The sequence below is a fragment of the Mesorhizobium sp. M0058 genome (assembly GCF_040323095.1).
Classification (GTDB): domain Bacteria; phylum Pseudomonadota; class Alphaproteobacteria; order Rhizobiales; family Rhizobiaceae; genus Mesorhizobium.
Window position 1 is genome coordinate 249,565 of record NZ_JAMYUQ010000011.1, and the last position, 22,237, is coordinate 271,801.

Consider the following 22,237-nt stretch of genomic DNA (forward strand, 5'->3'; position numbering starts at 1 on the left):
TTGCCTACCCCGCCCGCTGAACCATGTCGCCCACCGCCCTCAGCAGCATGTCGAGATCCTGCGGCCGCGACAGGCGGTGGTCGCCGTCGGGAATGAGCGACAAGGTGACGTCGTCGGCTGGCAGCAGCGAGACCAGCTTCAGCGCATGGCTTGCCGGCACGTCGGCGTCGGCCAGACCCTGCAGGATGTGGACGGGGCAATGGGTATCGATCGGCCCGGTCATGACCCGGTTCGCCCTGCCGTCCTCGATCAGCGCGCTTGTGTAGATGTAAGGCTCGGCGGAATAGTCCGAAGGTTCTTCGAAAAAGCCTTTCTCCCGGAGGTCGCGCCTCTGTTCCTCCGTCAGAGCCGGCTCGACCAGCTCGGCGGTGAAATCCGGCGCCGGCGCGAGCAGCACCAGGCCAACCACATTGCTGTCGCCCGCCTTGCGCATTTCCTGCACCATGCGCAGCGCGATCCAGGCGCCCATCGACGAGCCGACCAGGATTTGCTTGCCCTCGGTGAAACGCCGGAAGGCGGCGAGGCTCTCGCCAAGCCATTTCGAGATGGTGCCGTCGGCAAAGGCGCCGCCGGATTCGCCATGGCCGGAATAGTCGTGGCGCAGATATGCGCGGCCTTCCCTGGCCGCCCAATCCGACAACGTTTGCGCCTTCGTGCCCAGCATGTCGGATTTGTAGCCGCCGAGCCAGACGACGCCGGGCGTTGCGCCCGAGGAATGGCGAACCGCGATATCAATGCCGTCGACATCCAGTAGGGTTGGGGTGGTCATGGCTGTGGATCAATCCTGGTTCTGGGGGCCTGATTGTGGGAGCCTGATTTTACTCGCCGGTCTTTTGACACAGGCACAGGCGAGGCGGAAAGTGCTCGCGACATCCTTTGTTTGGTGCAGGCCTGCGATCAGGGTGATTTTCTGTCAGCGCTGTGCTATTGACTCCGCCCGCGCGCTCACCACATTGGCGCGTCCTGAACATTCTAGATTGAAACCCTGAACGAAACGGCCAAGGAGACCACGACCATTCGCAGACCTTTCAAAGCAGCGGCGCCCACCAAAGATGGCCCGCGCTCCAACCGTGATATCCGGGTTCCCCGGGTCCAGCTGATCGACGCCGATGGCCAGAACCGCGGCGATATTTCCATCAACGACGCATTGCTGCTCGCCGAAGAGGCAGGGCTCGATCTGGTCGAGATCTCGCCCAATGCGGTGCCGCCTGTCGTCAAAATTCTCGATCTCGGCAAATTGAAATACGCCAACCAGAAGAAGGCGGCCGAGGCGCGCAAGAACCAGAAGGTCATCGAGATCAAGGAGATCAAGATGCGCCCGAACATCGACAGCCATGACTACGAAACCAAGATGAAGGCCGTGCGGCGCTTTTTCGAGGAAGGCGACAAGGTCAAGCTGACGCTGCGCTTTCGCGGCCGCGAGATGGCGCATATGGAACTCGGCATGCAGCTCCTGAACAAGGTGCGCGAGGAGACGGCTACCATCGCCAAGGTCGAAGCCGAGCCGAAGCTGGAAGGCCGCCAGATGATGATGGTGCTGGCGCCGCGCTAGATCAGTTCGGGCGTTGCGCTCTAAATCCGCCTGAATCCTGTCTCATGGCGTCCCGGCGATCGGCGGGACGCCGATTCTCCTGTCCAGACGCCGCGATCGCCGGCAAAGCTTCTCGACGATCGGATTCCCGACATGGCCAATGAAATCAACCCTGCGCCCATCAAGGAGCTGGGCGGCTACCAGCACATGCGCCGCATGGTCCTTGCGGTGCTGGTGGTGGTGCTGTTTGCGGCACTGCTGTTCGGCCAGTCGACCTTCCCGCCCGATACCCCGGTGCATGAAACGATCGAGATGGTCGGCGTGCTGCTGATCTTCCTTGGCGTCGTAGGCCGCTTGTGGTCGACACTCTATATCGGCGGGCGCAAATCCTCCGAAGTGGTCACCGGCGGACCCTATTCGATCACCCGCAATCCGCTCTACGTGTTCTCGACCGTTGCCGCCGCCGGCGTCGGGGCGCAGATCGGCTCGTTCTCCGGCATCGTCCTGTTTGCGCTTTTGTGCGCCGGCGCCTTCCACATCGTCATCCTGCGCGAGGAACGGTATCTCAAGGAGGTTCTCGGCGCGCCCTACACAGCCTATCTGGCGCGGGTGCCGCGTTTCTTCCCCAAGCTGTCGCTCTACCAGGAAGGCGACACCGGCAGCTTCAAGCCGCGCCTCTTGCTGACCACCTTGCTCGACGGGCTGGTGTTTCTGGTGGCGTTGCCGGTGTTCGAGACCATCGATGGCGCCCAGCAATCGGGTATACTCCCGGTGCTGTTCAGGCTCCCCTAGGTAGGCTGATATTCAGGTGAGGCCGACCTGCAAACGGCCGATCCCTGCGCTTCCGGTGTTCACGTACTTAAGTACGCTCCGCTCCGGTTCTCGGCATCAGCCGTTTTCGGCTCGGCCTGACCTGAATCTCGACCCACCTATCGGAGCCCAGGCTTGCACCGTGAATTAAGACAGAGCATCGCAGCCGCTCGGGTGTTGCGCGCCAGCCCGCTTTGACGTATAGGACCGCCGTTCCAAGAAAACCGCCCGGCAGGGCATGCCGTGGCGGTTTCATTTGCTTTTCGGGCTTTGGTCCGCCCGAAGCGAACCAGAAGCGCGATTGTGCGCCACCAATACGGAGTAGCAAAATGCCCAAGATGAAGACCAAATCGGCCGCCAAGAAGCGGTTCAAGATCACAGGTACGGGTAAAGTCCTGTCGGCTGCGGCCGGCAAGCGTCACGGCATGATCAAGCGTTCCAACAAGTTCATTCGAAATGCCCGCGGCACGATGGTTCTGGCTGAACCGGATGGCAAGAAGGTCATCAAGAATTTTCTGCCGAACGGCCTCTGAGCATTCGGTTTCAGGAACAGCGTTTAAGGAGATCATGAGATGGCACGCGTAAAAAGAGGCGTCACCTCGCACGCCAAGCACAAGAAGGTCCTGAAAGCCGCGAAAGGCTTCTACGGCCGCCGCAAGAACACCATTCGCATCGCCAAGCAGGCGGTCGAAAAGTCGATGCAGTATGCGTATCGCGACCGCAAGAACCGCAAGCGCTCGTTCCGCGCGCTGTGGATCCAGCGCATCAACGCCGCGACGCACGAGCATGGCCTGACCTATGGCCGCTTCATCGACGGCCTCAACAAGTCCGGTATCGAGATCGATCGCAAGATCCTGTCCGACATGGCCATCCATGAACCGCAGGCGTTCGCCGCACTCGTGGCCAAGGCCAAGGTCGCGCTCGAATATCTGAAGAACACCACCCCGAATGCTTTTGAAAGCGCTGTCGCCTAGAGCATGATGCCAAAAAGTTGCTGACTTTTTGGACAACATCATGCTCAGGGAAATTTAGCGAGGAGCGCGATCTTTCCGAAAAGTCTGCAACTTTTCGGGATCGGGCTCCGAGCCCAGCGCTTCCCAGCATTCGCAATTCTGATTGGGGAACCCGCGCTGGCACGGCTGGCGCGGGTTTTTCTTATGGCTGAACTTTCAACTTGAAAGTGACTTTCACCTCAAAGTTGACTCCCAACACAGCGAGTTTGACCGTGAACGACATAGCTACCGGCTTGGATACTCTCGAAAACTCCCTGATGGCCGACGTCGCGTCGGCCGCCGATGAGGCTGCTATCGAAGCCGTGCGCGTCGCGGCTCTCGGCAAAAAGGGGTCGATCTCGGAATTGCTGAAGACACTGGGCGCGATGAGCGCCGAGGAGCGCCAGGTCAAGGGCCCCGCGATCAACGGCCTGAAGAACCGCGTCACCGAAGCGCTGACGACACGCAAGGTCGAGCTGAAGGATGTGGCGGTCACGGCGCGCCTTGCCGCCGAGACGGTCGACGTGACGCTGCCGGTGCGGCAATCGCCGGCCGAGCGCGGCCGCATCCATCCGATCAGCCAGGTCATCGACGAGATCGCGGCGATCTTCGGCGATCTCGGCTTTGCCATCGCAGAAGGTCCCGATGTCGAGAGCGACTATTACAATTTCACCGCGCTGAATTTCCCCGAAGGGCATCCGGCGCGCGAGATGCACGATACCTTCTTTTTCCAGCCGGACGAAAAGGGCGAGCGCAAGCTGTTGCGCACGCACACCTCGCCGGTACAGATCCGCACCATGGAGAAGCAGAAGCCGCCGATCCGCATCGTCATTCCCGGCAAGACCTACCGGCAGGATTCCGACGCTACCCACTCGCCGATGTTCCATCAGGTCGAGGGGCTGGTGATCGACAAATCGGCCAATGTCGCCAACATGAAGTGGGTGCTGGAAGAATTCTGCAAGGCTTTCTTCGAGGTGCCGCAGGTCAAGATGCGCTTCCGGCCGTCCTTTTTCCCGTTCACCGAGCCCAGCCTCGAGGTCGACATCCAGTGCGACCGCTCGCGGCCCGGCGAAGTGCGATTCGGCGAAGGCTCCGACTGGATGGAGATCCTCGGCTGCGGCATGGTCCACCCCAATGTGCTGCGCGCCGGCGGGCTCGATCCCGACGAATATCAGGGCTTTGCCTGGGGCATGGGCATCGACCGCATCGCCATGCTGAAATACGGCATGCCGGACCTGCGCGCCTTCTTCGACGCCGATGTGCGCTGGCTGTCGCATTACGGTTTCAGGCCGCTCGACATGCCGACGCTGTTCGGAGGTCTTTCCGCATGACGGCGCCGCACACGGGTGGCTGCCGCTGCGGCGCGGTACGGTTCGAGGCATCAGTCGAACCGCACCATATCAGCTATTGCCATTGCGGCGATTGCCGGCGCGCCAGCGGCGCGCCGGTGTCGGCCTTTGTCGGCTTCCTGACCGAGCAGGTGGCTTTCACCGGCAAGGCGCTGAAGATGTACGAGAACGGGCCGGTGACGCGCTCGTTCTGCGGCATTTGCGGCTCGCCTATCGCCTATGTCGACGAGCGGCTGGAAGACCACATCTATTTCATGCTGGGCGCCATGGACATGCCGGCCTATTTCCGGCCGACGCACCATGCCTATGTGCGCGAGCAGCTGCCCTTCGTGCATATGCCCGACGACTTGCCGCGCCATTTGAAGACAAGCGTACCCAGACCCGATGGACAAGGTCCGGGCGGGTACAGACAAAACGGAACATAGTGATGAAACTCACCCTTTCCTGGCTCAAGGATCATCTCGACACCGACGCCACGCTCGACGAGATCGTCGAGAGGCTGACCTCGATCGGCCTCGAAGTCGAGCATGTCGACGACAAGGCCGGCCTGAAGCCGTTCGTCATCGCCAAGGTGCTGACGGCGGTGCAGCATCCCGACGCCGACCGGCTGCGGGTGCTGACCGTCGACACCGGCAATGGCGCAGCCCCTGTCCAGGTGGTGTGCGGTGCGCCGAATGCCCGCGCCGGCTTGATCGGCGCCTTCGCCGCGCCCGGCGCCTATGTGCCCGGTATCGACGTGACGCTGACCGTCGGCAAGATCCGGGGCGTCGAGAGCCATGGCATGATGTGTTCCGAGCGCGAGCTGGAGCTGTCGGATGAGCACAATGGCATTATCGACCTGCCGGCCGATGCGCCTGTCGGCACCAGCTTCGCGGCTTACGCGCATCTCGACGATCCGGTGATCGAGATCAATCTGACGCCGAACCGGCCGGATGCGACCAGCATTTACGGCGTCGCCCGGGACCTGGCGGCAAGCGGGCTTGGCCGGCTCAAGACCGCGCCGGTCGAAGCGGTCCTTGGCAAAGGTGAAACGCCGGTCAAGGTGACCATCGAGGCGCCGGAGCTCTGCCCCGGTTTCGCGCTGCGCCTGGTGAAAGGCGTGAAGAACGGGCCGTCGCCGAAATGGCTGCAGCAAAGGCTGATCGCCATCGGCTTGCGCCCGATCAGCGCGCTGGTCGACATCACCAACTACGTCACCTTCGACCGTGGCCGGCCGCTGCATGTGTTCGATGCCAAGAAGGTCGCCGGCAATCTCGTCGTGCGCCGCGCACGCGACGGCGAGAAGGTGCTGGCGCTTGACGGGCGCGAATACACGCTGACGCCGCAGATGTGCGTGATCGCCGACGACAATGGCGTCGAATCGATCGCCGGTGTCATGGGCGGCGAGCATTCCGGCTGCGACGAGAACACCACGGACGTGCTGATCGAATCCGCTCTTTGGGATCCGATCACCACGGCCCGCACCGGCCGTACGCTCGGCATCATCACCGATGCCCGTTACCGTTTCGAGCGTGGCGTCGACCCGGAATTCATTGTGCCCGGCGTCGAGCTGGCGACAAAGCTTGTGCTGGAGTTCTGCGGCGGCGAGCCGACCGAGACGGAAGTCGTCGGCTATGCCGGCCATACGCCGAAGATCGTTTCCTTCCCGATCTCGGAAGTGAAGCGGCTGACCGGCATCGAGGTGCCGAAGGCGGAAAGCCTCGACATCCTGACCCGCCTCGGCTTCAAGCCGTCAGGCGCGGGCGACGTCGTCGATGTCGCTGTGCCGTCCTGGCGTCCTGACGTCGACGGCAAGGCCGACCTGGTCGAGGAAGTGATGCGCATCCACGGCGTCGACAACATCGCGCCGCAGCCGCTCGGCGCGCATGACGCGGTCAACTCCAAGATACTGACGACGCTGCAGGTTCGCACCCGCACTGCCAAGCGCTCGCTCGCCGTGCGGGGCATGCTGGAGGTTCTCACCTGGTCGTTCATCCCGGCCAAACACGCCGAACTGTTCGGCGGCGGCCAGACGGCGCTGAAGCTCGCCAATCCGATTGCAGCCGACATGTCCGATATGCGGCCCTCGCTGTTGCCCGGCCTGATCGTCGCCGCGCAGCGCAATGCCGACAAGGGCATCGGCGATGTCGCGCTGTTCGAGGTCTCCGGTACCTATGAGGGCGACGGCCCCGACCAGCAGCGGCGCGTTGCGGCCGGTGTGCGCCGCGGCACCGCCAAGCTCGACGGCTCCGGCCGCAGTTGGGCCGGCAATTCCGGTCCGGTCGGCGTATTCGACGCCAAGGCCGACGCGATTGCAGCGCTGGAAGCCTGCGGCGCGCCGGTCGACAGGCTGCAGATCGAGCCAGGCGGTCCGGCCTGGTATCATCCCGGCCGCTCCGGCACGATCAAGCTCGGCCCGAAGACGGTGCTCGGCGCCTTCGGCGAGTTCCACCCGAAGACGCTGGAGGGGTTGGACGTTTCCGGACCGATCTGCGGCTTCGAGGTCTATATCGACGCCGTGCCGGAGCCGAAGGCCAAGCCGACGAAAACCAAGCCAAAGCTGGAGCTGTCCGCCTTCCAGGCGGTGAAGCGCGACTTTGCTTTCGTCGTCGACAAGACGGTGGAGGCCGGCGCGCTGGTGCGCGCGGCGCTCGCCGCCGACAAGAAGCTCATCACCGGCGTTTCGGTGTTCGATGTCTTCGAGGGGGCATCTCTCGGGGCCGCCAAGAAGTCGATTGCCATCGAAGTATCTATCCAGCCGGTTGAAAAGACGCTCACCGACGAGGATTTCGAGGCGCTGGCCAAGCGCATCGTCGACAATGTCGGCAAGCAAACGGGCGGCTTGCTGAGAACGTAGAGCGGCTAACGCCGCCTACGTATTTCGACTCCACGCAATTCTTAGGGAAAGCGCGTCTTAGGGAAAGCGCGGCGCGCTTTCCCAGGAAAACCGCTACACACTTTTCCTGGAATTGCTTCTGAGGATTGCCGGCAGTTGCGAATCGCTCTCCAAAGGGCGATGGACCATCTGCGCTATTCCGGTCTGCCGTTCGAAGCCCAGCGCGAAGCGTTTGTCGCCATGGTGTTGGCGGATGCGCTCGTCAGCGACGCGCTGGAGCGGGCCCGCACGCTGGCGTTGCCGGACTGGCTGGTGGTGTCCGGCGCGCTCTACAACAGCATCTGGAACCATCTGACCGGCAAGCCGCCGGGCTACGGCATCAAGGATGTCGATCTCTTCTACTTCGATGACAGCGACCTGTCCTACGAGGCCGAGGACGCGGTCATCCGCCGGGCGGCGCAGCATTTCGAGGGGCTGGCTCTGCCGGCCGAGGTGCGCAACCAGGCACGGGTGCATCTGTGGTATCCGCAGAAATTCGGCCAGCCCTGCCCGCGCTATACGAGCTCCAGCGAGTCGGTGAGCTATTTCGCCTCGAAGACGCATGCGGTCGGGGCGCGATACGATGCCGACGGGCAGCTTGAGGTCGTGGCGCCGTTCGGGCTGGATGACCTCTTCGCGTTTCGCATCACGCCCAACCGGCTGATGGATAACAGGCGCACGCATGAGGCCAAGGGGGCGAGGGCGAAGGCGTGCTGGCCGGAGATTACGGTGGTGCCTTGGTGAGACTTACCCTCCCCGTTGTGGGGAGGGTCGGCTCGCTGTCGCAGCGAGGCGGAGACAGAGAGACGGGGTGGGGGTGCGCCTCACGAGGACCCCCACCCCGAACCGCTTCGCGGATCGACCCTCCCCACAAGGGGGAGGGTAAAGGCACTCACCCATTCACCAGCGCCAACAGCTCCTCCGTATAGCGCTTGCCAACCACCTTGTCCGGCGACAGCGCATCGCCGATCGCCGCCACTTCGGCCGCACTCAGCTCGATCCCGGCCGCCGCCGTGTTCTGCTCGAGATGGCGGATTTTCCGCGCGCCGGGGATCGGCACGATGAAGTCGCCCTGGTGCAGCACCCAGGCCAGCGCCAGTTGCGCCGAGGTGACGCCTTTTTCCGTCGCCAGCTTTTCCAGCGTGGCGATCACCTTGGCATTGGCCGCCATGGCGTCGGCCTGGAAGCGGGGCAAGGTGCGGCGCCAGTCGTCGTCGCTCAGGGCCTCGGGCTTGGCGATGGTGCCGGTAAGCAGGCCGCGGCCGAGCGGGCTGTAGGGGACAAAGCCGATGCCGAGTTCGCGGCAGAGATCTAACACCTCGTCTTCGGGGTCGCGGCTCCACAGCGAGTATTCGCTCTGCACGGCAGCAATCGGATGCACGGCGTGCGCCCGGCGGATGGTGGCGGCACTGACCTCCGACAGGCCCAGCGCCCGTACCTTGCCGTCGCGCACCAGTTCCGCCATGGCGCCGACCGTGTCCTCGATCGGCACGTTGGGATCGACGCGGTGCTGGTAGTAGAGGTCGATGACATCGGCATCGAGCCGCTTCAGCGAGGCTTCCGCCACCGCCTTGACGTGCTCCGGGCGGCTGTCGACGCCGACCATGCGTTCGAGGCCTGAGCCTTCCTCGGAGATCTTGAAGCCGAATTTGGTCGCGATCGTCACCCTGTCGCGCACCGGCTTCAACGCCTTGCCGAGAAGGATCTCGTTCTCAAAGGGACCATAGACTTCGGCGGTGTCGAAAAACGTCACGCCGATCTCGACAGCGCGGCGCAGCGTGGCGATTGCGTCAACCTCTGCCTGACCGCCATAGGCGAAGCTCATGCCCATGCAGCCGAGGCCGACGGGGAAGACTTCGAGTTCAGTACCAAGTTTGCGGGTTTTCATGGCGCGTCTCCTTGTTGCGATGAAAGGGAGATAGCGCCTGGCTTTACGTTCGATAATCGGCTGTCATTCGCACGGGCTGTTCTATAAAATAGAGCAATGAACCGAGCGCATCTTTCTCAACTGGCTGTACTGGCAACAGTCGCCCAATGCGGCAGTTTTCGTGGCGCGGCGCGCGAACTGGCCATCGCGCCCTCGGCAGTGAGCCATGCCGTGTCCAGCCTGGAGGCGCGGCTCGGCGTGCGGCTTTTGGCGCGCAGCACCCGCAGCGTAGCGCCAACGGAAGAGGGCGCGCAGCTGCTCGAACGGCTGCGGCCGGCGCTGTCCGAGATCGATCTGGCGCTGGAAACGGCGATTGAGGCGCGCGACCGGCCGGCCGGCAACCTGCGGCTGACCGTGCCGCGCACCGCGGCCCACCTGGCATTGACGCCCAGGCTCGGCGGCTTTGCCGCGGCCTATCCCGACATCGTGCTGGAAATCGTCATCGAGGATCGCTTCACCGACGTCGTCGAAGGCGGCTTCGATGCCGGCGTGCGGCTCGGTGAGAGCCTGCAGCGCGACATGATCGCGGTGCGCATCGGACCGGACCTTCGCGGCGCCGTGGTCGGCGCGCCATCCTATTTCGCGACCATGCCAAGACCCCGTCATCCGCGCGATCTTGCCGACCACCGCTGCATCCGCTTCCGTTTTTCCAGCGGCATTCTTTACCGCTGGGAATTCGAGAAGGACGGCGAAGAGATCGAGATCGCGGCGCAAGGGCCGCTGATCCTCGACGAAGACCATCTGATCGCCCAGGCAGCGGTCGACGGCGCAGGGCTCGCCTTCGTCTTCGACGATTATGTGCGCGCACCGCTCGCTGACGGCCGCTTGATCCACGTACTGGAAGACTGGTGTCCGCCCTTCGACGGCTTCTTCGTCTACTACCCCAGCCGCCGCCAGATGCGCCCGGCGCTGCGGGCGTTTGTGGATTTCTTCAAGGTGAGTGGTTAGCCACCCTCCCCCTTGTGGGGAGGGCCGATCCGCGTAGCGGATCGGGGTGGGGGTCTTCGTAGGGCGACACCCCCACCCCGTCGCTTCGCGCCGACCCTCCCCACAAGGGGGAGGGTGGAAGAAAGCCCATCTGCCATTCGTTCACCAACCATGCCGGCATCCATCACCAACAACTCAACCCGCTACGGCTGGGCGGCGATCGTCCTCCACTGGCTGATCGGCATCCTGTTCATCGGCCAGTTCATGCTCGGCTTCATCATGGTGCTATTGACCAGCCAGCGCACCGCCTTCGAGCTGATCCAGCTGCACAAATCCTTCGGCTTCCTGCTGCTCGGCCTCCTCATCCTGCGCATTGCCTGGCGGCTCGGCAATACGGCCCCGGCCTTGCCGGCCTCGGTCGGAGGCCTGGAGCGTCGGACGGCGCCGCTGGCGCATCTGGCACTTTATGGCTTCCAGCTCGCGGTGCCGCTGTCCGGCTGGGCACTGGTTTCGGTGTCGATGCTGGAGATACCCAGCATGCCGTTCAATCTGTTCGTGATGCCGAACCTGCCGCTCGGCGTGTCCGATGCGGCGGAAAACTTCTGGGCGGCAGCACACTGGTATCTCGCCTATGCCGGCATTGCCTTGGTTGCGCTGCATGCGCTGGCGGCGCTGCGGCATCATTTCTGGCTGCGCGACAGCGTGCTCACGCGCATGATCACGCCTTCGTCAGATCAGGACATGGAATAGCGCGCGCCGCGCATTCGTTCATTGGAGTGAGGGCGCAACACTTCGCCTGCCCCAGAAGGACAAAACCCATGTATGCGCGCATCTTCGGATTGGCGGCTGTTGCCGCTTGCCTTGCCATGCCTGTCTCCGCCGCTGTGGACCTCGGCGACGCCGCCGGCAGCTACACGGTCAACCCGGCCAGCTCCAGCATTCGCTTCTCCATCGGCAAGGTCGGTGGCGGCGGCCTCGACGGCGCCTTTGGCCGCTTCAAGGGCTCCATCCGCATCGACAACAGCGATGTCGGCCGTTCCGCGGTCAACTTCACCATCTATCCCGAAAGCGTCGGCACCGGCCAGGGCCGCATCGACGCCTTCCTGCGCTCCGATGCGGTGTTCGACGTGGCCAACAGCCCCGAAATCCAGTTCCGCTCGACCAGCGTAACCCGAACCAGCGACACCACGGCGCTGGTCAGCGGCCGGCTGACGGCGCGCGGCAAGACGTTTGCGGAAAAATTCACTGCCGAGCTCGGCGGGCTGAAGGGCGGCGTCATTAAATTCCACGTCACCGGCAAGGTGCTGCGCTCCCGGTACGGCATGGATGTCGGCACGCCGATCTATTCGAATATCGTCAATTTCGACATGACGCTGACGGGCAAGCGAGGCTAGCAGGACCAGCGATCCGCATTGGCTTTTCCCGCAATTTCGGGCAAACCTCCTCGCCTGTAAATCGATAGGAGAAGCCTGATGTTCCGATGGGGTGTTTTGTCGACGGCCAAGATCGGCCGCGAGCAATTGTTGCCGGCAATCGTCGAGGCCGAGAATGGCGTTTTGTCCGCGATCGCCAGCCGCGACCTGTCGAAGGCCGAGGCCCTGGGCAAGCGGTTCGGCGCCAGGCATGCCTTTGGTTCGTATGAGGAGCTGCTCGCTTCGAAAGACGTCGACGGCGTCTACATCCCGCTGCCGACCTCGCAGCATGTCGAATGGACGGCCAAGGCCATCGAAGCGGGAAAACATGTGCTGGTGGAGAAGCCGCTGGCGCTCGACGCCAAGGACATCGCGCCGCTGATCAAGCTGCGCGACCAGAAGAAGGTGCTGGTCTGCGAGGCCTTCATGGTCATCTACCACCCGCAATGGATCAAGGTGCGCGATCTCATCGCCGATGGCGCCATCGGCCGGCTGCGCCATGTGCAGGGCGCCTTCTCCTATTACAATGTCGATCCCACCAACATGCGCAACCAGCTCGATCTCGGCGGCGGCGCGCTGCCTGATATCGGCGTCTATCCGACGGTGTCGACGCGGTTTTCGACCGGCAAGGAGCCGCTGCGCGTGCAGGCGACGATCGAGCGCGACAAGAAATTCGGCACCGACATCTATTCCTCGATCCGCGCCGATTTCGGCGATTTCGAACTGTCCTTCTATCTGTCGACGCAGATGGCGGCGCGGCAGGTGATGGTGTTCCACGGCGAGAAAGGTTTCATCGAGGTGTTCTCGCCGTTCAATGCCGGGCTCTACGACCATCACCGCATCGAACTGCACAACCAGAACCATACGGAGGCGCAGGTGTTCCGCTTTCCCGGCACCCAGCAATACCGGCGCGAGGTAGAGACGTTTGCCAGGGCGGCACAGGGCGGCAAGGAGCGTGTCTTCACGCTGGAGGAGTCCGTGCTCAACCAGAAGGTCATCGACGCCATCTTCCGCGCCGGCGGCAAGGAAGGCTGGGAGGCCGTCTGATACACCAATCTTAGCCGGTAATTTCATGGGAGAAGGGCGTCCGCATTGTGCATGCGGACGCTCCTTTCCTATTGGACTGACGATCTCACGCGCCTCTGAGCGTCAGGTGCAAGGTCTCGGCGAAGCGGTCGGGATAGGGCGCAAAGCCCATATGGTCGCCGGGGAAGGCGGCGCGCTTGCTGCCGAGCCTGTCGGCCAGCGCCTTGCCCATGCCGTCGATCGGCTGGCCGATGGACTCTTCGCCGATGCCGACCACGACCGGGCGGCCGCGCAGCGCCTCGATATCAGGACGGTAGAGCGACAGCGGCATGACGCCATGCGCCAGCCAGTATTCGAAATTGCCGCTGACCCTGGCAAAGGTCTCGGCCTCCTCGGGCGACGGTTCGAACGAAGGCGGTCCGTCCTGCGGCCCGTCTTCATCCTGACCCGGCCCTTCCGACAGGCTGTTCTCGCTGAAGAATTTCTGCATCGCCGCCTCGACGCCCTGGCTGCGATAGGTGTCGTGCAGGTCGCGCATGCCGGCCAGTGACGGCGACGGGTCGTCGAGCAGCATCATGCTGGGCGGCTCATGCGCCACCAGTGCACGAACCCGGCCGGGATGGCGGGCGGCGAGGTTGAGCCCGATCTGGGCGCCGCCGCTGGTGCCGAACACATAGGCCGGTCCGGCGCCAAGCGCCTCGATCAATCGCGCGGCATCGTCGCCATGGACATCAAGGTCCTGCTCTTGCGGCTCTCCGTCGAAGGTGCTGCGCGAATTGCCGCGCGGATCATAGGCGACCACCGTGTAGCGGTCGGCGAGGTGGCCCGCGACATCGGCGAAGACGCCGGCGTCCTGCGGTCCGCCGGGGATTATCAACAGTACGGGGCCGGAACCGCGCATCTCATAATAGAGGCTGGCGCCCGGTACTTTCAGCGTCGACGTTTGGGGGGTCATGTCCATCTCTCCTGTTGTTCTCATGTCAAAGTTCGGCTTTGCGCCGGGTCCGATCATTTGCTGGCGACAACCATGCGGTTGCCCTCGCTGTCGCGGAATTCGGCGACCGTGCGGCCCGGCTGCCAAGGCGCTTCCTGCGGCTCGGTGATGATTTCGACGCCGCGCGCCTTCAGGCCCGCGACCGTTGCCTCGACATCGCCATCAACGAGCACCAGCACGGGCTCAGTGCCCGGCGTGTCATCGGGGCGTTTGACGAAATGCAAATTGGTGACGGCGCCGGGAAATGTCAGCTCGATCCAGCGCCAGCCGCTGTCGCTCATCAGCTGGTCCTCCGCCACCTGGCAAGCAAGATGGCCGGTGTAGAAGGCCTTGGCGCGGTCCTGGTCAAACACCGGCAATTCGGCAAACTGGATGTGCATGATGGATCTCTCCTGCTCCTCGATGGCTGCCGCGCAGCCGTCGACGGGAAAGACGATCCGGACGATCGAAAAGATTCGCCGGCCGACGAATCTTTTCGAGGTCGCGAAACGTCTTCTCCGTGCAGAGTTGAAAAATAGGAGACGACAATGGGCTACAATCTCGTCCGCTACGGCGTGAAGGACGAAAGCATCGCCGAGAACCGTATGCTGGTTGCACAGGTGTTCGAGGCACTCGACGACACGAAGCCGCAATCCGTGCGCTACCTCGTCCTGGAACTGGAGAATGGCGAGTTCATCCATCTTGTCAGCCAGGATGGCGACGGCCTGACCGGGCTCGCAGCCTTCAAGGCCTTCAGCGCCGATCATGCCGGACGCCGCTCGACGCCGCTTGCCAGATCGCCGGCAAAGATCGTCGGCAATTATCGTATGCTGGCCGGCGAGGTCGTGCCGGCTTGAATGCAAAGACCGGCATTTTGGGAACGGACAGGATGAACACAGCAAAACTCGACCGCGTTGCCCTGGAGGCGATGCTCGGCTCCTTGCGACCGAAGCTGCACCGCTACTGCGCCCGCATGGCCGGCTCGGTGATCGATGGCGAGGACATCGTCCAGGAGACACTGATCAAGGCACTGCAGGCCATCGACGGCGACGCCGCGGTCGAGCGTCCGGAGCAATGGCTGTTCCGCATAGCCCACAATGCCGCGCAGGATCATCTGCGCCGGCGCCAGCGGGAGCAGGCGCGCATGAGCGAGACCGACATGACGACGATCGAAGACCCCTCCGCAAGCGCCGATGCGAGGCTCGCCACCGCCGCCAGCCTGCGAAGCTTCATGCAGCTGGCAACAGTGCAGCGCAGCGCCGTGATCCTTGTCGACGTGCTTGGCCTCAGCCTGCACGAAACCTGCGAAGTGTCCGGCGCGACGCTGGCCGCGACCAAGGCAGCGCTGCATCGCGGGCGGTCGCAGCTGCGCCTGCTGGCGTCACAGGACGAGCAGGCGCCTGCCCCAAAACTCGACGCCGGTGACGAGCGGCGCCTGCGCCGCTATGTCGACCTGTTCAACGCGCGCGACTTCGACGCCGTGCGCGCGTTGATCGCCGAGGACATCCAGCTTGAAGTCGTCAATCGCACCCGCATGCGCGGCAAGGCGCAGGTTTCCAACTATTTCGGCAATTACGACCGTGTCCAGGATTGGGCGCTGTCGCTCGGCTTCGTCGACGGCAGGCCGGCCATCCTGATCCGCAGCCCGCAAGCGGGAGATGACGCCGTGCGCGGCTTCATGCTGGTCGACTGGCAGGATGGAAAGGTCAGCCATATCCGCGATTTCCGCTACGCGCCCTATTGCCTTGCCGATGCGGACATCCGCTTCATCGACGAGTAAGCATCGGCCAGAGAGCGCGGGCTTCGCGCCTCAGGCGAAGCTTTGCAAATTGGCGTCCTGCAGCTTGGAGCCGGCGAGCAAGGCCTCGAGCACCTGCTTCTTGAGCGACAGGCACTGCGAGCGGGCAAGCTTTGCGATGGCCGAGACTTCGGCCAGCTCGCAGGCAAGCACCAACTCCTTCTGCTGGCCGATGATCGCTTGCGTGAAGTCGCGCGATTTGAAGCCGAGATGGAGGACACGCTCCGACTGGTCGAGCGTTTGGTCGAGCAGGCGAACCAGCCGCAGATTGCCGGAGAGTTCGGCCAGGGCCAGGCGAAAGGCGCGGTCGGCCGCCAGAAAGGCGACATGGCTGCGCAGCGTCTCCGGCTTCAGCACCTTCTGCGCCGCCAGCCTGATGTCGTCGAGCCCGCGTTCGGTGAGGTTTGCCGCGGCCACCCGGAACACTTCCGGTTCGATCAGGCTGCGGACGTCGAAGATCTCGTTGACGTCGCGCAGGCTAAGCGGTGCGATGACATAGCCGCGGCGCGGCTCGCTCTTGATCAGCCCTTCCTGCGTCAGGCGGGCCAAAGCCGAGCGGATCGTCGCCTTTCTGATCTGGTAGCGGTCGCCGATCTGCTTTTCGGTCAGGCTTTCGCCGGGTTGCAGGACGCAGGCGACGATGTCGCTCTTCAGCTGCTCATAAGCTTCCTCGCTGCGCAATATGTCGGCGGTCGACGGCGCCTTGACGGCGGACGGTGACACTGATTTCGGAAGAGCCATATCTGCCTGCCCGTGTGGTCTGCCCGTGTGGTCTGCCCGCGTGGTCTGCCCGCGTAGTCTGCTTGCCGGTTTCGACCATCCGGTTGACGGGTCTGCCGGCATTCGCTAGCCTGAGCATCTCAGTTGTATTGATTGAGCTTCCCAATGGAGATGACGACAATGTCTCTTGCCGCCAACTCGCCTCTCTACGCCGTAACCGCCGATATCGTCAACGCAGCCAAAGGTGCTCATGCCTTCGAACGGGTCAAGGCGGTGCTGCGCGAACACACCGATCGCTTCCATGCATCAGGCGTGCTCGCGCATGAGGAACACGACGATGAGGTGCTGCTGCATGCCAGCCCTGACTTGACCATCTACCACATCACGCTGTCGCCCGGCCTGCAGTACCCGCCGCACAACCATCTGATGGATGCGCTGATCGGCATCTACAAGGGTAGCGAGACCAACTTCATCTATCCCGTTGACGGCAGCGAGATCGATGCGCCGGAACGCCACGACATCGCGGCGCCCGCCGTGGTGCACATGACCCCTGATACTGTGCACGCGGTCGCCAACACCGGCAGCGCCCGCTCAGGCGCACTGCATGTCTATCTCGGCAATCTTACCGAGACCCACCGCCACATGTGGAGCCCGGACAGCACCCACGCCGAGCCGTTCGACAATGAGCGGTATCTGGCTGGGGCGAGGCCGATTGGGCCCTGATCCGGGAAAGCGGAATAACGGTCGCCGCATACCGGCCCATTTCAAGAACACCGCAGCGCGTTGACTAGCGCAGTTAGTGCGGCAGGCTGATGCTGGTGACTGGGGTAATACATGAAGAAGCCTGGAATAAGCGGCGTCCAGTTCTCCAGCACTCGAATGAGGCGGTGCTCGGCAACGTGTTCCGCGACCTGCTCTTCATATGTGAGCCCAAGACCGGCTAGCGGATCGCAGGAAATCACAGTTTCGGCGGAAATGGCGCGCCCGAAGAGATTCGAACTCCTGACCCCCAGATTCGTAGTCTGGGAACGCCTGCGTGCGAGCTTGTGCGAAGCCATCCCCGAAATCCCCGGAAACCTTGCAATACCGCCACTTGCTGAATTGCTTTGTGTGCGACAATGTGCAAGGAAAAGCGATGTTGCGCAACATTTTTGTGCCCCCGGTGTGCCCCCGGAGAATTTGCTCCATGTCGAAACTGACAAATGATGTCGTCAAGAATGCCATGCCAGTGAATGGAAAGCGGCTTGAAATTCGCGACGACGTCGAGGCCGGCCTGATCTTCCGGGTCACCGACAAGGACGTTCGGTCGTGGTCCGTGCGCTACCGCAACGCCGCCGGCGAGCACCGTCGCAAGAACCTTGGCTATTTCCCGTCTGTCGGGCTCGCGAAGGCGCGGGACGAGGCACGGAAGGCAAAGGGCCTCGTCGCCACTGGAACCGATGTCGTGGCTCTCGATCGTGCCAGCAAGGCCGAGCAACGTCGTAAGCACCTACACAAGCTCTCCGGCCTGGCCGACGCCTATTTCATCGCGGCGGCAGAGGGGACTCACAAAGGAGGCCCGAAGTCGGCCCCGAAGCGTGCCAGCACGATCGCCGAAGAACAACGCATCTTCGACAAGCTGGTCAAACCGAAATTCGGCGACAGCGCGGTTGCCAGCATCACGCGTATTGAGATCCGCGAATTTGTGACCAAGCAGGGGAAACGCGCCAAGTCCAACGGCCGGCATTGCCGGAACATCATCCGCCAGTTGATGAGCTTCGCAGTACGCGAAGGCGTCATCGATCACAACCCGGCGCATGACATCGCTGTGGCGGCGCCAGAGGTCGGGACGACGGTGATCAAGGATGATGACCTCAAAGCCTTCTGGCGAGCTTGCCAGCGGCCACAGGACGTCGACGACCTGGCTCTCTCGCTGTTGATGGGTATCGCGCTCAGAATGGCGGCGGTGACCCTGCAGCGTGGCGGTGAGGTGGTCGGCATGCGCTGGGCCGAGATCGACCGCGCAGCCAAGACCTGGCTTATCCCGGCCGAGCGCATGAAGGGGAAGAAAGCGCACATGGTGCCACTCAGCGCCGCCGCTCTTGCGCTGCTCGACGAGGCGCAGGCCGCAGTTGAAGGCAATGGCAGCGACTATGTGTTTCCGTCACCTCGATCGGAAGACGACCAGCCGCTAGACCGGCGGGCGTTCTCGCGGGCGATGAAGCGACTTGTCGAGGCGGTCAAGATAGGCGCGGCCACCCCTCATGATCTGCGGCGTACTGGCGCCACGCTGCTCACCAGCGAGCGAATCGGCTTTCCCCGTTTCATCGTCTCGCAGATCATCGCCCATGCCGGCGATACGGGCGGTGCTGCGGCGGTCACAGGCAAGCACTACGATCACAACGACTATCTGCCTGAGAAGCGGCGTGCGCTCGACGCATGGGCGTTGCTGCTCGAGCAGATCGTCGCCGGGATCAAGCGACCTGAGAACGTCACGCAGTTGAAGGTGAGATAGCACGGGAGATCATCGTGGATAGGGTTTTCGACGATCTGATTGACGCTCTCCACTCGTTGCCAGAACGGCACTGGCGCGATGTCGCGATGGCTTGGGCGCTGCGCCTGGCAGGGAACTTAACCACCGGCATTGCGATCGGCGTCGGAATTGCGGTGGGGTTGGTTTTCGCGGGCTGAAGCCCGCCGCCTTTCGACGGCGGGCCGACGGCGGGTTAGGCCTGCACTCGTTGCCCGTAGATCAGTGAAAATCCAGGGAGATCACCAGTGAAGTCCTCGCCGTGGACGGTCCAGAGATGGATACCAGGATGCATCGCTTTCGTGGCGTCGATAAATTCGCGCCGTGCCATCTCAAAGCGATCCCTCGGCGCTATCGATCCGACGTTCATATAGACGATCGGAGGATAGCCGTCGCCAGCGGGTGCACGGACGCGCAACTCCCACTTGCCGCCACAGTGCTGGTTACGTGCCCCGACCAGTTCGCAAAGTTCATCATGCAGGGCATGCAGGCGCGCCAGAGGTGGCTGCGGAAGGGTTGGCGCGGTGTCTGGGACCTCCGGAGCGCCGATCGCTCGTCCTGGCCCCGCTGCGGCTGGAATGGCGCCCAATACCGCGACCACTGTCCCCGCACCGAACAGCACGCGCCGCCGGTCGATGGTTGTTGCCTCTGATGTCATGTTGAAGTGTCCCCAGGTAAGGGCTTACTAAGGCCCGCACCGCGCAGCGGGCGCGGCAGCCGGGGGTTAGTAACTTGCCTGGAAGACAAGCCGGATCGCTTTTAAGGTTTCCCTCTGGACATGGCGTCCGCCCCCGGCCATAAAAGCCGAGTTGGGACGCCCGCCAAGGCGCACCACATACGCACAGAAGCCGTGCAGGCTTCCTACGCTATTCGGTGAAGCCGCCCCGCCAAGGGTTGCGCCGCCGTATCCAGGTCCGGGTTACTAAGCCCACGGACACGATGCTCTCCGCACCGATTCTCGTCAAGCACAAGCGAAACTCCCCCCTGGGGATAACCCATTGATGCGCGTCAATTCGATTGCGTAAAGCCAGCCACCTGCGGTATTCCTGATTAGTCCGTGGAGCTGGCTTCGGCTGGCGCCTCGGTTCGGGTAGCTGAGCAGCTGCAGCCCCGATTAGCAGCGGTTCCCGAGTAGAGCGCTCCTGGGAGTTAGGCCCCCAGGTTGAGGGTCTGAAATCGCCCGTTAATGTTGGAACCACCACGGACACCTGGAAAGGCCGCTTAGGGAAACCTGGCGGCCTTTTCTGATTCAGCCTTGATCCGTCGCCGCTTCGCGTTCTAGCGCCCCTTGCGCGCGATCTCGACGCGCCCTCGAGGCCGCCGGCGTCGAGTTAATCCCGGAGAACGGCGGCGGCGCCGGGGTGAGATTGCGCAAGAGCGCACAAAGCTGACAGCGGTATCGTCGGGAGCGGCTAAGGCTACCGGGCCCATTGCCGGGCGCCTTGCGCCGACTGGCGCGCCGTGCGTAATTACCAGCTCTCGGATCGATCGGGCCTTCCCGGCACACCTGGCCGAGAGCGGGCGCTTCACAAATGTCAGATCCGACGCATTTTTTCGGGACAGCAGACACAGAAATCAAGCTATCGCTCGTTCGAGAGTACCTTGAAACCTACACGAAAGCTCTTCGGGGGAAATTCCGTAGGCTCTGGTATTTCGACGCATTTGCTGGCACCGGGACGTGGTCGGTCAAGATCCCAGGCAAAGAGGCCGACTTCCTGACTGAAGGGTATCCCGAGCGCGTTGAGCAACGCAGGGGCTCGGCCACGATAGCCATCGACATCGAGCCGAGGTTCGACAAAATCTTCTTAATGGACGCGTTGCCGAAGCATGTCGCTGCGCTCATGGCGCTCCGCGAGGCTCATAGCGACCGCGATATCCTTGTCCTAGCCGGCGACGCCAACAAACTGATCCCAGATGCTTTGCGTGCGGCGGATTGGCGAAGCACCAGAGCGGTGATGTTTCTTGACCCGTATGGAATGCAGGTTGAGTGGGAGACGCTGCAGGCAATCGCTAATACCAAAGCTGTGGACGTGTGGTATCTGTTTTCTCTTTCGGGCCTGTATCGGCAGGCGGCCCGAAATATCGAGGCTGTCGATCCGACGAAACGTCGAGCGCTCACCCGAATGCTCGGCACGGACGCTTGGGAACAGGAGCTGTACAGTTCGGTTGACCAGGGCCAACACGATATTTTCAGCGGTCTTGAACAACCGGAAATCCGGCAGCGTCATGCTGACGTCGCCGGCCTTGAGGCTTATGTGCGGAGGCGACTACTCACCATATTTCCATTGGTTCTCGAACCTTTCGCGCTGCCGGTACGCCGTCGCCCCCAATTGTTTTCGCTCTTTTTTGCGGTGTCGAACGACGATCCGCGAGCATTAGGCCTGGCACGCAAGTTCGGCAGTCATATACTCAAGCGGGGCATCTCATCGTAAGTTCGACCATTAAGCGTCCGGCCTGTCGCCTTCTTGTTGCGGCCGCCCCACTGCTTGAAGAAGAAAGCCGTTCCGCTGCGCCGGCACATCGTCTCGATCTCGTCGACCCAACGCGGATCCATATCGCGAGCGCCCGGCCCCGACTCGCCGCCGACAATCGCCCAGTGGATGGCGGTCAGGTTGGCGCCCGCTACGGAGCCTATCAAGGGCTCAAGCGAGACGAAGCGGATTGCGGCCGGCACGCGGCGCAAGTCGTCGAGGCGATCGAGCACGCGACTATCTTCCACGCTGGTCCCAAGCCAAACGTTCGGCAGAATAGGAAAGTCCCCGCGACTCAGGACCTCAGCCATCATCGCTGGGCGCTTCGTCAGAATTTGATATGTATGCCGCGGCGTCTGCTCCATCACAGTCCAGACTTGGCGGATGAAATCTGCCGGCACGTCGATATGGAACAGGTCGGACATTGAGTTGACGAACACCCGACGCGACTTTGACCAGGTTGCAGGGATCGCCAGTGATTTTGAGTCGGTGACGACTTTACCGGTCCATTTCGCTCGGCCACCGGTCTTGCGTGTCAGCCCCTGGTACTTCTCCATACCCATCGCCTCGAGACGCGCGGCCATACGCATCGCATAGCAATTCGTGCAGCCAGCAGTCAGGATCGTGCAGCCCGCCACCGGATTCCACGTCGCGTCGGTCCATTCAATCGAGGTTTCGGCCATAGGGTCCATCCTCCTATATTTTGCCAAACTTAGCTACATCTTGGGGCTTGTGCGAACGTTGAGGCACCGCTCGGGCCTATGCGACGGCCTGGCTGTCGCCGGCCGCCTTGATAAGCCGTCGCCGTTTCGCGTTCTCGCGGCCTTTGCGGGCGATGTCGACGCGCTTCTGTTCGGCAGCCTCTTCCTCGATCGAGAGTTTCGGCATGACGCGCTCGGGGCTCGCCAGCAGCCACAGCAGCGCGGTCGCCATGGCTT

25 protein-coding genes and 1 pseudogene are annotated in these 22,237 nt (G+C 62.9%); 19 read left to right on the forward strand and 7 right to left on the reverse strand.

Annotated elements, in window-relative coordinates; genetic code table 11:
- Positions 1 to 4: 4 nt before the first annotated feature.
- A complete protein-coding gene (locus NKJ75_RS20810; protein ID WP_352497043.1) occupies positions 5 to 769 on the reverse strand; it encodes an alpha/beta hydrolase in 765 nt (254 codons plus the stop codon).
- A 246-nt stretch (positions 770 to 1,015) separates the two neighbouring features.
- On the opposite strand from NKJ75_RS20810, the gene infC reads away from it, so the two are divergent.
- The 8 genes from infC (at position 1,016) to NKJ75_RS20850 (ending at position 8,280) form a co-directional block, all read left to right on the forward strand.
- Positions 1,016 to 1,552, forward strand: a complete 537-nt coding sequence (gene infC, locus NKJ75_RS20815; protein ID WP_023744911.1) for a translation initiation factor IF-3 — start codon at positions 1,016 to 1,018, stop codon at positions 1,550 to 1,552.
- Positions 1,553 to 1,684: 132 nt separating this feature from the next.
- A complete protein-coding gene (locus NKJ75_RS20820; protein WP_023755491.1) occupies positions 1,685 to 2,323 on the forward strand; it encodes a methyltransferase family protein in 639 nt (212 codons plus the stop codon).
- A gap of 347 nt (positions 2,324 to 2,670) precedes the next feature.
- The gene (gene rpmI / locus NKJ75_RS20825) at positions 2,671 to 2,874 is read left to right on the forward strand and encodes a 50S ribosomal protein L35 (protein WP_006201248.1); all 204 of its coding nucleotides are present in this window, start codon (positions 2,671 to 2,673) and stop codon (positions 2,872 to 2,874) included.
- Positions 2,875 to 2,913: 39 nt separating this feature from the next.
- The gene (rplT, locus tag NKJ75_RS20830; protein ID WP_023672281.1) at positions 2,914 to 3,315 is read left to right on the forward strand and encodes a 50S ribosomal protein L20; all 402 of its coding nucleotides are present in this window, start codon (positions 2,914 to 2,916) and stop codon (positions 3,313 to 3,315) included.
- 296 nt (positions 3,316 to 3,611) lie between these two features.
- Positions 3,612 to 4,664 carry a phenylalanine--tRNA ligase subunit alpha gene (pheS, locus tag NKJ75_RS20835; protein ID WP_032885996.1) on the forward strand — a complete coding sequence of 351 codons (1,053 nt, stop codon included), beginning with the start codon at positions 3,612 to 3,614 and terminating at the stop codon, positions 4,662 to 4,664.
- Positions 4,661 to 5,107 carry a GFA family protein gene (locus tag NKJ75_RS20840; protein ID WP_023696009.1) on the forward strand — a complete coding sequence of 149 codons (447 nt, stop codon included), beginning with the start codon at positions 4,661 to 4,663 and terminating at the stop codon, positions 5,105 to 5,107. Before pheS ends, NKJ75_RS20840 begins: the two co-directional genes overlap by 4 nt.
- 2 nt (positions 5,108 to 5,109) lie before the next feature.
- Complete coding sequence (pheT, locus tag NKJ75_RS20845) at positions 5,110 to 7,518, forward strand: phenylalanine--tRNA ligase subunit beta (RefSeq protein WP_352500123.1); 2,409 nt, start codon at positions 5,110 to 5,112, stop codon at positions 7,516 to 7,518.
- Positions 7,519 to 7,677: 159 nt separating this feature from the next.
- A complete protein-coding gene (locus NKJ75_RS20850) occupies positions 7,678 to 8,280 on the forward strand; it encodes a nucleotidyltransferase family protein (RefSeq protein ID WP_023834599.1) in 603 nt (200 codons plus the stop codon).
- A gap of 148 nt (positions 8,281 to 8,428) precedes the next feature.
- Here the strand turns inward: NKJ75_RS20850 and NKJ75_RS20855 are convergent, their stop codons facing one another.
- Complete coding sequence (locus NKJ75_RS20855) at positions 8,429 to 9,424, reverse strand: aldo/keto reductase (RefSeq protein WP_023834598.1); 996 nt, start codon at positions 9,422 to 9,424, stop codon at positions 8,429 to 8,431.
- A gap of 96 nt (positions 9,425 to 9,520) precedes the next feature.
- On the opposite strand from NKJ75_RS20855, the gene NKJ75_RS20860 reads away from it, so the two are divergent.
- The 4 genes from NKJ75_RS20860 to NKJ75_RS20875 all read left to right on the forward strand — a co-directional run bounded on the left by NKJ75_RS20860 (position 9,521) and on the right by NKJ75_RS20875 (position 12,849).
- Positions 9,521 to 10,411 (forward strand): LysR family transcriptional regulator, encoded by an 891-nt coding sequence (locus NKJ75_RS20860; RefSeq protein ID WP_023828832.1) that lies wholly within the window; start codon positions 9,521 to 9,523, stop codon positions 10,409 to 10,411.
- A gap of 150 nt (positions 10,412 to 10,561) precedes the next feature.
- Positions 10,562 to 11,140, forward strand: a complete 579-nt coding sequence (locus NKJ75_RS20865; protein WP_023834597.1) for a cytochrome b — start codon at positions 10,562 to 10,564, stop codon at positions 11,138 to 11,140.
- Positions 11,141 to 11,208: 68 nt separating this feature from the next.
- A complete protein-coding gene (locus tag NKJ75_RS20870; RefSeq protein WP_023681381.1) occupies positions 11,209 to 11,784 on the forward strand; it encodes a YceI family protein in 576 nt (191 codons plus the stop codon).
- Positions 11,785 to 11,862: 78 nt separating this feature from the next.
- The gene (locus tag NKJ75_RS20875; protein ID WP_023834596.1) at positions 11,863 to 12,849 is read left to right on the forward strand and encodes a Gfo/Idh/MocA family protein; all 987 of its coding nucleotides are present in this window, start codon (positions 11,863 to 11,865) and stop codon (positions 12,847 to 12,849) included.
- An 85-nt stretch (positions 12,850 to 12,934) separates the two neighbouring features.
- Here NKJ75_RS20875 and NKJ75_RS20880 read toward each other — a convergent pair whose 3' ends face one another.
- Positions 12,935 to 13,783: an alpha/beta fold hydrolase gene (locus NKJ75_RS20880; RefSeq protein WP_352500124.1), complete on the reverse strand. Its 849-nt coding sequence runs from the start codon at positions 13,781 to 13,783 to the stop codon at positions 12,935 to 12,937.
- Positions 13,784 to 13,836: 53 nt separating this feature from the next.
- Positions 13,837 to 14,202, reverse strand: a complete 366-nt coding sequence (locus NKJ75_RS20885; RefSeq protein WP_352500125.1) for a VOC family protein — start codon at positions 14,200 to 14,202, stop codon at positions 13,837 to 13,839.
- A 147-nt stretch (positions 14,203 to 14,349) separates the two neighbouring features.
- On the opposite strand from NKJ75_RS20885, the gene NKJ75_RS20890 reads away from it, so the two are divergent.
- Together NKJ75_RS20890 and NKJ75_RS20895 are read left to right on the forward strand one after the other, a co-directional pair.
- A complete protein-coding gene (locus tag NKJ75_RS20890; protein ID WP_023687449.1) occupies positions 14,350 to 14,658 on the forward strand; it encodes a hypothetical protein in 309 nt (102 codons plus the stop codon).
- Positions 14,659 to 14,690: 32 nt separating this feature from the next.
- Complete coding sequence (locus NKJ75_RS20895) at positions 14,691 to 15,581, forward strand: sigma-70 family RNA polymerase sigma factor (protein WP_023732742.1); 891 nt, start codon at positions 14,691 to 14,693, stop codon at positions 15,579 to 15,581.
- Positions 15,582 to 15,611: 30 nt separating this feature from the next.
- On the opposite strand, the gene NKJ75_RS20900 is transcribed toward NKJ75_RS20895, so the two are convergent.
- Entirely contained in the window at positions 15,612 to 16,340 is a 729-nt protein-coding gene (locus tag NKJ75_RS20900) for a GntR family transcriptional regulator (protein ID WP_023714481.1), read from the reverse strand.
- A gap of 159 nt (positions 16,341 to 16,499) precedes the next feature.
- On the opposite strand from NKJ75_RS20900, the gene NKJ75_RS20905 reads away from it, so the two are divergent.
- The 3 genes from NKJ75_RS20905 (at position 16,500) to NKJ75_RS20915 (ending at position 18,989) form a co-directional block, all read left to right on the forward strand.
- Positions 16,500 to 17,042 carry an autotransporter gene (locus NKJ75_RS20905; RefSeq protein WP_352500126.1) on the forward strand — a complete coding sequence of 181 codons (543 nt, stop codon included), beginning with the start codon at positions 16,500 to 16,502 and terminating at the stop codon, positions 17,040 to 17,042.
- A gap of 412 nt (positions 17,043 to 17,454) precedes the next feature.
- Entirely contained in the window at positions 17,455 to 18,813 is a 1,359-nt protein-coding gene (locus NKJ75_RS20910; protein ID WP_352500127.1) for a tyrosine-type recombinase/integrase, read from the forward strand.
- A 14-nt stretch (positions 18,814 to 18,827) separates the two neighbouring features.
- Positions 18,828 to 18,989, forward strand: coding sequence for a hypothetical protein (locus NKJ75_RS20915; protein WP_352500128.1), 162 nt, complete (start codon positions 18,828 to 18,830; stop codon positions 18,987 to 18,989).
- A gap of 35 nt (positions 18,990 to 19,024) precedes the next feature.
- On the opposite strand, the gene NKJ75_RS20920 is transcribed toward NKJ75_RS20915, so the two are convergent.
- The gene (locus NKJ75_RS20920; RefSeq protein ID WP_352500129.1) at positions 19,025 to 19,486 is read right to left on the reverse strand and encodes a hypothetical protein; all 462 of its coding nucleotides are present in this window, start codon (positions 19,484 to 19,486) and stop codon (positions 19,025 to 19,027) included.
- Positions 19,487 to 20,129: 643 nt separating this feature from the next.
- Here NKJ75_RS20920 and NKJ75_RS20925 point away from each other — a divergent pair.
- Both NKJ75_RS20925 and tcmP read left to right on the forward strand, forming a co-directional pair.
- Positions 20,130 to 20,219, forward strand: a pseudogene (locus tag NKJ75_RS20925) (transcriptional regulator); the annotation flags it as partial.
- A 141-nt stretch (positions 20,220 to 20,360) separates the two neighbouring features.
- Entirely contained in the window at positions 20,361 to 21,260 is a 900-nt protein-coding gene (gene tcmP / locus NKJ75_RS20930) for a three-Cys-motif partner protein TcmP (RefSeq protein ID WP_352500130.1), read from the forward strand.
- Here tcmP and NKJ75_RS20935 read toward each other — a convergent pair.
- On the reverse strand, positions 21,230 to 21,982 hold the full coding sequence (locus NKJ75_RS20935) for a DUF5131 family protein (RefSeq protein ID WP_352500131.1): 753 nt from the start codon (positions 21,980 to 21,982) through the stop codon (positions 21,230 to 21,232). The genes tcmP and NKJ75_RS20935 overlap by 31 nt on opposite strands.
- Positions 21,983 to 22,237 lie beyond the last annotated feature (255 nt).